This is a genomic window from Bacillus sp. NSP9.1 (assembly GCF_000465465.2).
Taxonomy (GTDB): Bacteria; Bacillota; Bacilli; order Bacillales; family Bacillaceae; genus Bacillus; species Bacillus sonorensis_A.
The window spans coordinates 218,049-230,037 of sequence record NZ_CP048273.1; the positions used below are offsets into that span (position 1 = coordinate 218,049).

Genomic DNA, 11,989 nt, shown 5'->3' on the forward strand with positions numbered 1-11,989 from the left:
ATCGATTACTGGTTGTCATTTAAAACCTCTTGAAGACGGTCGGGGAAATTGGTGAACATTCCCGTCACGCCCCAATCGAGCAGTCTCTTCATGTCCTCTTTTTCATTCACGGTATACGGATGGATCAACAACCCGTGGCTCCGTACTTTTTGAACATACGCTTGATCGATGCGGTCATAGTTCATGCCGAGGCCGACGCTGTATGATTGATATGCCTCCAGTTCAGCATCCGTGATGGAAGCGGGTTTGTCATACCACAACAATTGCACAAGCGGAATGTTGGGGTTTGCTTGATGAATGATTTTTAAGCTTTCCGGACTAAAGGATTGTATGATGACTTTGCTTGAACGAAGATTAGGTCCTGTTAATTTGTACTGATCAAGGATATCCAGCAATTTTTCTTCCATGTGGTCGTAGACTTCGGGCGATTTCGTTTCAATATAATAACGCGCGCTTTTGCCGAACCTTTGGATCACTTCCTCGAGAGTAGGAACTTTGAGCCCGGCATATACCGGCTTGGCCAGTTCAGGATACTTTTCATTAAACCAGGAGCCGGCATCAAGCTTTTTGATTTCCTCCAGCGTATAGTCTTTGACATACCCGGTTCCATTGGTGGTACGGTCCAATGTTTCATCATGCATCGCAACCAGTTCGCCGTCTTTTGTCATTTGCAGATCGATTTCTATGTAATCGCCTTTCATTTTTTGCCCAAGCTCATAAGCCAAGAGGGTATGTTCAGGCGCGTGCCCGGATGCACCGCGGTGGGCGACATTTAAAATGTGATTCGGGTTAAGCTGCTTGTGGGCCGGTGCGGCTGCTTCAGCATGAATCCCGGCGCCGAAACCCGCTCCAATCAGCGCGGCCGTCATGGCAGCACTTCGGAAAAATCGTTTCATGATATCATCTCTCCTTTCAGATTGTTTTGCTGTTTGCACGCGATTTTGCTTTTTTACATGGCCGACTTCCCTCCTCTTCGGACAAAGAAAAAAGATCCACAAAAAAACCTCTCAATCTAAGGTTCTTGTAGTGGATCTCCTGTTTTCTCCGTCACTCTTATTAACTTCTTTCCTATCATATCAGAAATGGAAGCGCTGTCAATTGTTTTCGTGAAAAAAACCTATCTTAGCAGATAGGTTTTTTAACAGTGGTTTAGCGCGCAAACAATTGATCGATAAAGGCAAAATCATCTTCGGAAAGGTTGATTTTCGCCGTTTTTAAGTTGTCGATCAACTGATCGGCCCGTTTCGCACCAGGAATTAAAATATCGATTTCCGGTCTTGCCAAGTACCAAGCCAGCACGACATGAGCGATGCCGACATTGTGTTTTTCAGCAATTGGAGCGAGCTGATTCACTTTTTTGATGTTTTCTTTAAAACGGTCGCCTTGGAAATTTTCCATTTCTCTTCGAAGGTCGCCTTCAGGGAATGTTGTATTTTCGGTGTATTTTCCAGCCAATAAACCGGATACGAGCGGGAAAAACGGAACGAACGAAATGTTGTGCTCCTGTGTATACGGGAAGAATGTCGTTTCAGCTTCCCTGTTTAGCAGGTTGTATTCACCCTGCAGAACATCGACCAGTCCGTCCTTGTTCGCTTCTTTCAGCTGTTCGAGTGAGAAATTGGAGACGCCGATCGATCTGATTTTTCCTTCCTGCTTCAGCTCGTGAAGGGCTCCGACGGCTTCGTCTTTCGGTGTTTTTTCATCAGGGAAATGGATATAGAAAAGGTCAATGTAGTCTGTTTGCAGACGTTTTAGGCTTTCGTCCACGGATTTCTTCAAAAATGCCGGAGAGTTGTCAAAGACAAAGTCGTCCCCTTCTTTTCTATGAGCGGCCTTTGTGGCGATGACCACATCTTCGCGGTTAAATTCGCGCAGGACTTCACCGATGAGCTCTTCAGAGCGGCCGATTCCATATATGTAGGCGGTGTCCAGGAAATTCACGCCATTCTTGATCGCTTCCCGCACCAGCTCTTTGCCCGTTTCTTCATTGAGATTCGGGTAAAGGTTGTGGCCTCCTACTGCATTCGTGCCTAAACCAATCGGAAATACTTGAAGATCTGACTTGCCAATTCTTACTTTTTGCACTTTTTTCCCCTCCTGAAAGATAAATGATTGGCCGGCCGTTTTCATCATGCCGGCCAAGCAGCTCACTTTTACTATAAATGCTACGCCAGATGAATTTCAATTTTATGCTCTTTGCAAAATTTGTTATATTCTTCATCGAGCGGTTTTGATGTTACAATGCAATGCAGCCTTTCGAAATGCGCATATGTCAGCAAAGTGGATTTGCCGAATTTGGTGTGATCGGCCAATAAATACACTTCTTTTGCTTTTTCGGAAATCTTTTTTTTGATTTCATATTCAAGCAGGTCGGAATTTGTCAGACCGTGGGTAAGTGTTGCTCCGGTGGCTGACATAAAAGCTTTGTTAATATTGTATTTATCCAAAGTGCTGGGGTCATCCATTCCCACAAACGACTGCGTTTTCCGTTTATAGTTGTTTCCGATGATGATCAAGTTGATGTTTTTCATGGCAGCGGCGGCATTGATGATATCAAGACTGTTCGTTAAAACGGTTACATTTTTATTTGGGTCAAGAGTTTCCAAAATAGATTGTGTCGTTGTTCCGGAATCGATGAAAATCAGGTCATGGTCCTCGATAAAACGGGAAGCATAGTGCGCTATTTTTGTTTTCGCATCTTTGTTTTGGATCGTCCGGTTTTCAAAAGGGACCAACGCCGTTTTTTCAATAGCTGTTACGCCGCCGTATACTTTTTTAATGACTCCTTTTTCGGTCAATTTGTTGATATCGCGTCTGACCGTGTTTTTAGAGACATTGAAGACCTGGCACAGTTCATCTAATGAAACGGTGCCATTAGTCAAAATGTATTCTTCCATCTCCTTTATCCGCATTAATTTCATATCAAAAATCTCCTTCTAGAAACTTTAATTTAGGTATGAAAAAACCAAAAGTTGACCAATAATTGCTTAAGAAATGATAACATTGGTGGTTATACTTTGCAAGATTTACCCTATTCTTTTTTATTATACAATGTTTATATAAATAGTTTTAAGGTTTTCTTCAAATATTATAAAAGAAAAAATTTATTTATTTGTGATTGACTTATGGGTAGGATCAGATTAGAATATAACCAAGAAATGACCAAAACGTGATAATATTAATCAAAACTTTTGGGGCCAGATAAAACGTCATGACGTTGCGGTTCTTTTGACGAAGCTGTATTGGTCAAGTTTTTGTAAGCGTTTAATTTAACTCTTTTTCAAAAAATCGGTTATGTAATGAAGGGATATTCCCGAGTTCATTCATAATGATTGGATCCTGCCCCATCTGTACCAGTGGATGTTTAATATTCAAGGAGGTTATAAGAATGGCAGAAGTCAGAAAGTTAAAAAACTATATCAATGGAGAATGGGTTGAAAGCAAAACCGATAAATATGAAGATGTTGTCAATCCTGCGACAAAAGAAGTGCTGTGTCAAGTGCCGATCTCGACGCGCGAGGATATAGAATATGCAGCGGAGAAAGCGGCTGAAGCGTTTAAAACATGGTCGAAGGTAGCCGTGCCGCGGAGAGCGAGAATTTTATTTAACTTTCAGCAGCTGTTGACTCAGCATAAAGAAGAGCTTGCCCGCCTCATTACAATTGAAAATGGAAAAAACACAAAAGAAGCGCTGGGCGAAGTGGGACGCGGAATCGAAAACGTCGAGTTTGCTGCGGGCGCTCCGTCTTTGATGATGGGCGATTCACTCGCGACGATTGCAACTGATGTCGAAGCTGCGAACTACCGCTACCCGATCGGAGTCGTCGGCGGAATCGCGCCTTTCAATTTCCCGATGATGGTTCCGTGCTGGATGTTCCCAATGGCCATCGCTTTAGGAAACACGTTTATACTGAAACCTTCCGAGCGTACACCGCTTTTGACGGAGAAGCTTGTTGAGCTGTTTGAAGAAGCCGGGCTTCCAAAAGGCGTATTTAATGTGGTATACGGCGCGCATGATGTGGTGAACGGCATTCTCGAACACCCTGAAATTAAAGCGATTTCATTCGTCGGCTCCAAACCGGTCGGAGAATATGTCTATAAAAAAGGAAGCGAAAATCTGAAACGCGTTCAATCGCTGACAGGCGCTAAAAACCACACCATCGTTCTGAACGATGCCAATCTTGAAGATACGGTAACAAATATCATCGGCGCGGCTTTCGGCTCTGCCGGCGAACGCTGCATGGCCTGTGCGGTTGTCACCGTGGAAGAAGGAATTGCCGATCAATTCATGGAGAAATTGCTTGAAAAAGCGGGCGAGGTCAAAATCGGAAACGGCCTTGATGACGGCGTCTTCTTAGGGCCGGTCATCCGCGAAGACAACAAAAAACGCACGCTCGGCTACATCCAAAAAGGAATTGAAGAAGGTGCGAGACTTGTTTGCGACGGGCGTGAAAACGTTACGGATGATGGCTATTTCGTCGGGCCGACAATCTTTGACAATGTCACAACAGATATGACGATTTGGAAAGATGAAATCTTTGCTCCGGTACTGTCCGTGATTCGTGTGAAAAACTTAAAAGAAGCTGTTGAGATCGCCAACCAATCCGAATTTGCAAACGGCGCGTGCCTTTTCACATCTAATTCGAATGCGATTCGCTATTTCCGCGAAAACATCGATGCGGGCATGCTCGGCATCAACCTGGGTGTACCGGCTCCGATGGCCTTCTTCCCATTCTCAGGCTGGAAGTCATCGTTCTTCGGTACATTGCATGCCAACGGAAAAGACAGCGTAGATTTCTACACGCGCAAAAAAGTCGTGACCGCAAGATATCCGGCGCCTGACTTTAACTAAAAGTGAAAACGTCCGAACGGCGTGGCCATCACGCTGTTCGGCCTATGTTTGAAAGATCGATTGAAAAAAGGAGGCTTTTCAATGAGTCATTTGTTGCGCAAACCGCAGGCGAATGAGCTATCAGAAGGCGTAAAACTTGTCCATGAAGTGAAGAAATCAAACTCCGACCTGAACTATGTTGAATTTAAAGTCATTGACCTTGCACCGGGTGCCCGTTATGAGGAGGCTTTAAGTAAACAGGAATGCTGCATCGTGGCTGTGACCGGGAAGATTACCGTCTCCGATCATGAACAGACGTTTGAAAATATCGGCACACGAGAAAGCGTTTTCGAGAAAAAACCGACCGACAGTGTTTATGTGTCAAATGACCGTTCTTTTGTGATCACCGCGCCTGCACAGGCAAGGGTTGCCCTTTGCTATTCTCCATCTGAAAAACAGCTGCCGACGAAGCTGATCAAAGCGGAAGACAACGGTGTTGAACATCGCGGGAAATTCAGCAACAAACGAACCGTCCATAACATTCTTCCGGACTCAGATCCTTCAGCGAACAGCCTTTTAGTCGTCGAAGTTTATACAGAAAGCGGAAACTGGTCCAGCTATCCGCCGCATAAACATGACCAAGACAATTTGCCTGAAGAATCCTTTTTAGAAGAAACGTACTATCATGAACTTGACCCTGCCCAAGGCTTTGTATTTCAGCGCGTCTACACAGACGACCGTTCAATTGACGAAACGATGACCGTCGAGAACGAAAACGTTGTGATCGTGCCGGCTGGATATCATCCGGTAGGCGTGCCTGACGGATACACGTCCTATTATTTAAATGTGATGGCAGGTCCGACGCGGAAGTGGAAGTTTCATAATGATCCTGACCATGAGTGGATCCTGGAACGCTAACAATTAGGTGAGGAGTGGCTGTTTAAGATGAAGTATACATTTAATGAAGAAAAAGAATTTGACATTGTGGCAATCGGCCGCGCATGCATTGATTTGAACGCGGTTGAATACAACCGGCCGATGGAGCAGACAATGACATTCTCAAAATATGTCGGCGGCTCGCCGGCCAATATCGCGATCGGCAGTTCAAAATTGGGTTTGAAAGCCGGTTTCATCGGCAAAATTCCTGATGACCAGCATGGAAGATTCATAGAAAGCTATATGAGAAATACGGGTGTCGACACATCGCAAATGGCGGTTGACAAAGAGGGGCATAAAGCAGGGCTTGCCTTTACGGAAATTTTAAGCCCTGAAGAATGCAGCATTTTAATGTACAGAGACGATGTTGCAGACCTATACCTTGAGCCTTCTGAAGTCGATGAAAATTACATTGCCAAAGCCAAAATGCTTTTAGTCTCAGGTACGGCGCTGGCTAAAAGCCCGTCCCGTGAAGCGGTGTTGAAGGCCGTACAGCTGGCAAAGAAGCATCAGGTGAAAGTGGTCTTTGAACTCGATTACCGTCCATATACGTGGACGTCTGCAGATGAAACAGCTGTTTACTACAGTCTCGTTGCCGAGCAATCCGACATTGTCATCGGGACCCGTGATGAATTTGATGTGATGGAAAACCGCACAGGCGGTATCAACAAGGAATCGGTTCAGCATTTGTTTGCGCATTCCGCAGATCTCGTCGTTATCAAACACGGTGTCGAAGGTTCATACGCATACAGCAAATCCGGGGACGTCTTCCGGGCTAAAGCATATAAGACGAAAGTGTTGAAAACATTTGGAGCAGGCGATTCATACGCTTCGGCCTTTTTATACGGGCTTGTCACAGGCAAACACATTGAAACGGCGTTGAAATATGGAAGCGCTTCAGCATCGATTGTTGTCTCCAAGCATAGCTCATCTGAAGCCATGCCTACTGTCGCTGAGATTGAAGAACTGATTGCGGCGCAGTCTTGAATGAAAACGAATAAAGGTGGGATCGTTTGTGGGCAAGAAAATACGGTTAACAACAGCACAAGCGTTAATCAAATTCTTAAATCAGCAATACATCCATGTTGACGGGGAAGAAACTCCATTTGTCGAGGGGATCTTCACAATTTTCGGGCACGGAAACGTCGTTGGAATCGGCCAGGCGCTTGAACAGGATGCCGGCCACTTAAAGGTGTTTCAAGGTAAAAACGAACAGGGAATGGCCCATGCAGCAATGGCTTACAGCAAGCAGATGCTGAGAAGGAAGATCTATGCCGTCTCGACATCGGTCGGACCGGGAGCGGCCAATCTTGTGGCCGCTGCAGGTACAGCGCTTGCGAACAACATTCCCGTCCTCCTGATTCCGGCTGATACATTTGCGACAAGACAGCCTGATCCTGTTCTTCAGCAAGTGGAGCAAGAATACAGCGCGGCAATTACGACGAACGATGCATTGAAGCCGGTTTCGAGGTATTGGGACCGCATCACACGTCCTGAACAGTTAATGAGCAGTCTGATCCGCGCCTTTGAAGTGATGACAGATCCTGCAAAAGCGGGTCCGGCAACGATTTGCATTTCCCAAGACGTTGAAGGTGAAGCCTTTGATTTTGATGAAAGCTTCTTTGTGAAGCGCGTTCACTACATCGACCGCAAGCACCCGAGCGAGCGTGAACTTGAAGGTGCGGCTAAGCTGATCAAGTCAAGCAAAAAACCGCTCATCTTAGTCGGCGGCGGTGCGAAGTATTCCGGTGCGCGCGACGAATTAATCGCGATGTCTGAAGCTTACAACATTCCGCTGGTGGAAACCCAGGCCGGGAAATCAACGGTTGAAGCCGATTTTGCCAACAATTTGGGCGGTATGGGCATCACCGGTACGCTGGCAGCAAACAAAGCCGCCCGCGAGGCTGATTTGATCATCGGAATCGGCACGAGATACACCGATTTTGCAACATCCTCCAAAACGGCTTTTGACTTTGACAACGCAAAGTTTTTAAACATCAATGTCAGCAGAATGCAGGCGTATAAGCTGGATGCTTTCCAGGTTGTCGCGGATGCGAAAGTGACGCTCGGCAAGCTGCACGGCTTATTGGAAGGCTATAAGAGTGAGTTCGGTTCAACCATCAAGGAGCTGAAAGACGAATGGCTTGCTGAACGCGACCGCTTGAGCAAAGTCACATTTAAGCGCGAAAACTTCACGCCTGAAATTAAAGATCATTTTTCTCAGGAAGTGCTTAACGAATATGCGGATGCATTGAAAACGGAACTGCCGCAAACAACGGCATTGCTGGCCATCAATGAAACAGTTGATCCAGACAGCGTCGTCATTTGTTCAGCAGGCTCTCTTCCGGGCGACCTGCAGCGGCTCTGGCATTCCAACGTACCGAATACGTACCACTTGGAATACGGTTATTCCTGCATGGGATATGAAGTATCGGGAACGCTCGGCCTGAAATTGGCTCATCCGGACAGAGAGGTCTATTCACTGGTTGGGGACGGAAGCTTCCTGATGCTTCACTCCGAGCTGATTACAGCTATCCAGTACAACAAAAAGATCAATGTGCTGCTCTTTGACAACTCGGGCTTCGGCTGCATCAACAATCTGCAAATGGACCATGGAAGCGGCAGCTACTATTGTGAATTCAGAACGGATGATAACCAAATCCTCAACGTCGACTACGCAAAAGTTGCCGAAGGATACGGAGCCAAAACTTATAAAGCCAACACGATTGAAGAATTGAAAGCCGCGCTTGAAGATGCGAAGAAACAGGATGTTTCAACATTGATCGAAATGAAAGTGCTGCCGAAGACGATGACGGACGGCTATGACAGCTGGTGGCACGTTGGTGTTGCAGAGGTTTCAGAACAGGAAAGCGTTCAAAAAGCTTATGATGCAAAAGAAAAAATGCTGGAATCTGCAAAGCAGTATTAAAGGAGGCACCAGGATGGGCAAGGCGGAAATTCTATGGGGCATCGCCCCCATAGGATGGCGAAATGACGACATTCCGGAAATCGGAGCTGGCAACACGCTTCAACATTTGCTGAGCGATATCGTTGTTGCCGGCTTTCAAGGCACAGAGGTTGGAGGTTTTTTCCCGGAACCGGCGATTTTAAATAAAGAGCTTAAGTTAAGAAACTTAAAGATTGCAGGAAAGTGGTTCAGCAGCTTTATTCTCTGGGACGGTATCGAAGAAACCGCCAAAGAATTCAAGGCTCACTGTCAGTACCTGCAAGAGGTCGATGCGGATGTTGCGGTCGTGTCTGAACAAACGTACAGTGTGCAGGGCCTTGATAAAAATGTATTTACAGAAAAGCCGCACTTTACAGATGAGGAATGGCGAAAGCTTTGCGAAGGATTGAATCAGCTTGGCAAAATCGCAGACCAGTATGATCTGCAGCTGGTCTATCATCATCATCTGGGAACAGGGGTGCAGACGGAAGAAGAAGTCGACCGGCTTATGGCCGGGACTGATCCGGCATGTGTGCATCTCCTTTATGATACAGGGCACGCCTACATCTCTGATGGCAACTATATGAACATTCTGAAGAAGCATATCGGCCGAATTAAACATGTTCATTTTAAAGATGCGCGTCTTGATATCATGGAAAAGTGCAAAGCCGAAGGAAAATCGTTCAGGCAGGCGTTTTTACAAGGCATGTTCACGGTTCCCGGCGACGGCTGCATCGACTTTACGGAAGTGTATCAAACACTTTTACAGCATGACTATTCCGGCTGGATCGTTGTGGAAGCCGAACAGGATCCCGAAGTGGCAAACCCTCTAGAATACGCGCTGATCGCCAGAACATATATCGACCGTCACTTGTTGAATCCCGCAGCAACCAATTAAGGGGGCTTTACATTGAACAATGGAAATGCAGCAGTCTCACCATTCAATAAACGAACCATAGCAGCAGCATTGGCAAATTACATCGACGCGGGTTCCATTGTAGCAGGGTCAGCTGGTTTATCTTTATGGGTCAGTTATTTAAAGCTTTCGGATACACAGATCGGACTGCTCGGCGGCTTTAGCGCAAACGCCATCTCAGCCGCAATCGGCGCGCTGCTCGGAGGCTTTTTGGCCGACAAAATTGGCCGAAAGGCTGTCTATACGAACAGTATGCTGGTTTATGCACTGGGGATTTGTTTAGTATTGTTCGGCACCAGCTTTCCCTTTTTGTTAAGCGGTTACATTATTATCGGTTTATCGGTAGGAGCTGATATTACGGCTTCCTGGACGATCATCGCAGAGAACGCACCTAAGAAAAACAGGGCGCGTCATTGCGGAGTTGCACAGGTCGCATGGGCTGCGGGGGCGGTTGTGGTCCTGCTGCTGTCGGTCCTCCTTGGTGATTTAGGCTTATTGGGCAATAAAATCGTGTTTGGGCATTTGCTCGTTATCGCATTGATCACCTATGTTCTGCGGAAAAGGCTGCCGGAATCCGATGCCTGGCAGGATCAATCCGAAACGGCTCAAGCCGTTAGGAAGCCGAAGACGTCTTATCTCGATTTGCTTCAGCCTAAGTATTTGAAAAGCATTTTATTCTTAATGGGCGTGTACTTGGTTTGGAATCTGGCTGCAGGTGTCATGGGGTTTTTTATGCCTTACATTTATCAGCAGGTCGGCGGTGTATCAGCGACCATGGCAAACGTTTTGCAGATGGGGCTGTTTATTTTCACCGGGCTTGGCGTCGCTTTTATCTTCATGCCGTTTGCAGACAAATACAGGAAGACAGTGTTTGGGATCTCCGCGTTTGCGGCGGTGATCGGCTGGTCATTGTTTCTGCTTCCGGCAGAGGGCATGCCGATTCTCATCCTCTTTATCGTGATGATCGGCATAAACAACGGGGCAGGGCAACAGGCCAATTATCAACTATGGGCGAGTGAAATTTTCCCGACGGAATATCGTGCATCTGCACAAGGGTTGATGTTCTTCCTCGTTCGTATCTCAATCGGGGCTTGGAGCCTTTTCGTTCCAATGATCATCTCGAATTTTGGAATTGCATTCATGGCGGCCATACTCCTTGGATGTGTAACGGCCAGCATGCTGATCGGGCTCTTTTTTGCACCGAATACATCCGGTAAGTCGCTTGAACAAATTCAGGAAGAGTTGTATGGAACTCCTCCGGCTCAAGCGGGGCAAGTGCAAACAAGAAAAATTATGTAACTACATTTGAAGGAGTGGCTATCAATGAATTTACGCATAGGTGTTATTGGTACAGGAGCAATCGGAAAAGAACATATCAACCGCATCACAAATAAATTAGCCGGCGGCGAAATTGTCGCGGTTACCGATGTGAACCAGGAAGCAGCTCAGCAAGTCGTAACGGACTTCAGCTTGAATGCCAAAGTCTATCCGGACGACGACAGCCTGATCGCAGCGGAAAATGTCGACGCGGTGTTGGTCACAAGCTGGGGACCGGCTCATGAATCAAGTGTTTTGAAAGCGATTAAAGCAAACAAATTCGTATTTTGTGAAAAGCCTCTGGCGACGACTGCGGAAGGATGCATGCGGATCGTCAATGAAGAAATCAAAGCGGGCAAACGTCTCGTGCAAGTCGGCTTTATGCGCCGTTATGACAGCGGTTACGTACAGCTGAAAGAAGCGATCGACAACCGCGTCATCGGCGAGCCGCTCATGATCCACTGTGCGCACCGCAACCCGGCTGTCGGCGACAACTACACAACAGATATGGCTGTTGTCGATACCCTTGTCCATGAAATAGACGCCCTGCACTGGCTGATCAATGATGACTACGAATCTGTTCAGGTCATTTATCCGAAAAAATCGAAAAACGCGCTTCCTCATTTGCGTGATCCGCAAATCGTCATCATCGAAACGAAAGGCGGAGTCGTGATCAATGCGGAAATCTATGTCAATTGCAAATACGGATATGACATTCAGTGTGAAATCGTTGGTGAAGACGGCATCGTGAAGCTTCCTGAACCGTCCAGCATTTCTTTGAGAAAAGACGGAAAATTCTCTACAGATATCCTGATGGATTGGCAGCGCCGCTTCGTGGACGCCTACGATGTAGAGATCCAAGATTTCATTGACTCAATCCAACAGAAAGGCGAGGTCAGCGGGCCGACTGCATGGGACGGCTATATCGCCGCCGTAACGACGGACGCCTGTGTGAAAGCTCAGGAATCCGGACAGAAAGAACCTGTGGCGCTTCAGGAGAAACCGGAATTCTATCAAACGTTCACAACTGTTAAAAAATAAA

General features: G+C 46.6%; 10 protein-coding genes. 7 read left to right on the forward strand and 3 right to left on the reverse strand.

Annotated features, from left to right (window positions below):
* Nucleotides 1–5: 5 nt before the first annotated feature.
* From M654_RS01160 to M654_RS01170, 3 genes are all read right to left on the reverse strand, one after another.
* Nucleotides 6–896, reverse strand: a complete 891-nt coding sequence (locus tag M654_RS01160; protein ID WP_026589381.1) for a glycerophosphodiester phosphodiesterase — start codon at nucleotides 894–896, stop codon at nucleotides 6–8.
* Between the two features lie 253 nt (nucleotides 897–1,149).
* Nucleotides 1,150–2,085, reverse strand: a complete 936-nt coding sequence (locus M654_RS01165) for an aldo/keto reductase (RefSeq protein WP_026589380.1) — start codon at nucleotides 2,083–2,085, stop codon at nucleotides 1,150–1,152.
* 80 nt (nucleotides 2,086–2,165) lie between these two features.
* Nucleotides 2,166–2,921 carry a DeoR/GlpR family DNA-binding transcription regulator gene (locus M654_RS01170; protein WP_026589379.1) on the reverse strand — a complete coding sequence of 252 codons (756 nt, stop codon included), beginning with the start codon at nucleotides 2,919–2,921 and terminating at the stop codon, nucleotides 2,166–2,168.
* Between the two features lie 467 nt (nucleotides 2,922–3,388).
* Here M654_RS01170 and iolA point away from each other — a divergent pair, with 467 nt between their 5' ends.
* The 7 genes from iolA (at nucleotide 3,389) to M654_RS01205 (ending at nucleotide 11,988) form a co-directional block, all read left to right on the forward strand.
* Nucleotides 3,389–4,852 (forward strand): methylmalonate-semialdehyde dehydrogenase, encoded by a 1,464-nt coding sequence (iolA, locus tag M654_RS01175; RefSeq protein ID WP_026589378.1) that lies wholly within the window; start codon nucleotides 3,389–3,391, stop codon nucleotides 4,850–4,852.
* A gap of 81 nt (nucleotides 4,853–4,933) precedes the next feature.
* The gene (gene iolB, locus M654_RS01180; RefSeq protein ID WP_026589377.1) at nucleotides 4,934–5,749 is read left to right on the forward strand and encodes a 5-deoxy-glucuronate isomerase; all 816 of its coding nucleotides are present in this window, start codon (nucleotides 4,934–4,936) and stop codon (nucleotides 5,747–5,749) included.
* 27 nt (nucleotides 5,750–5,776) lie between these two features.
* Nucleotides 5,777–6,754, forward strand: coding sequence for a 5-dehydro-2-deoxygluconokinase (iolC, locus tag M654_RS01185; RefSeq protein WP_026589376.1), 978 nt, complete (start codon nucleotides 5,777–5,779; stop codon nucleotides 6,752–6,754).
* 28 nt (nucleotides 6,755–6,782) lie between these two features.
* Entirely contained in the window at nucleotides 6,783–8,696 is a 1,914-nt protein-coding gene (iolD, locus tag M654_RS01190) for a 3D-(3,5/4)-trihydroxycyclohexane-1,2-dione acylhydrolase (decyclizing) (RefSeq protein WP_026589375.1), read from the forward strand.
* A 13-nt stretch (nucleotides 8,697–8,709) separates the two neighbouring features.
* Nucleotides 8,710–9,612 (forward strand): myo-inosose-2 dehydratase, encoded by a 903-nt coding sequence (gene iolE, locus M654_RS01195; RefSeq protein WP_026589374.1) that lies wholly within the window; start codon nucleotides 8,710–8,712, stop codon nucleotides 9,610–9,612.
* Nucleotides 9,613–9,624: 12 nt separating this feature from the next.
* Entirely contained in the window at nucleotides 9,625–10,929 is a 1,305-nt protein-coding gene (locus M654_RS01200; protein WP_026589373.1) for an MFS transporter, read from the forward strand.
* A gap of 24 nt (nucleotides 10,930–10,953) precedes the next feature.
* Nucleotides 10,954–11,988, forward strand: a complete 1,035-nt coding sequence (locus tag M654_RS01205; protein ID WP_026589372.1) for a bifunctional inositol 2-dehydrogenase/D-chiro-inositol 1-dehydrogenase — start codon at nucleotides 10,954–10,956, stop codon at nucleotides 11,986–11,988.
* The last annotated feature ends 1 nt before the right edge of the window (nucleotide 11,989 follow it).

Bases quoted from the DNA above. Each gene is read 5' to 3' on its own strand.
- M654_RS01205 (WP_026589372.1), top strand. From the start codon at position 10,954: ATGAATTTACGCATAGGTGTTATTGGTACAGGAGCAATCGGAAAAGAA.
- iolA (WP_026589378.1), top strand. From the start codon at position 3,389: ATGGCAGAAGTCAGAAAGTTAAAAAACTATATCAATGGAGAATGGGTT.
- M654_RS01160 (WP_026589381.1), bottom strand. From the start codon at position 896: ATGAAACGATTTTTCCGAAGTGCTGCCATGACGGCCGCGCTGATTGGA.
- iolE (WP_026589374.1), top strand. From the start codon at position 8,710: ATGGGCAAGGCGGAAATTCTATGGGGCATCGCCCCCATAGGATGGCGA.
- iolB (WP_026589377.1), top strand. From the start codon at position 4,934: ATGAGTCATTTGTTGCGCAAACCGCAGGCGAATGAGCTATCAGAAGGC.
- M654_RS01170 (WP_026589379.1), bottom strand. From the start codon at position 2,921: ATGAAATTAATGCGGATAAAGGAGATGGAAGAATACATTTTGACTAAT.
- iolC (WP_026589376.1), top strand. From the start codon at position 5,777: ATGAAGTATACATTTAATGAAGAAAAAGAATTTGACATTGTGGCAATC.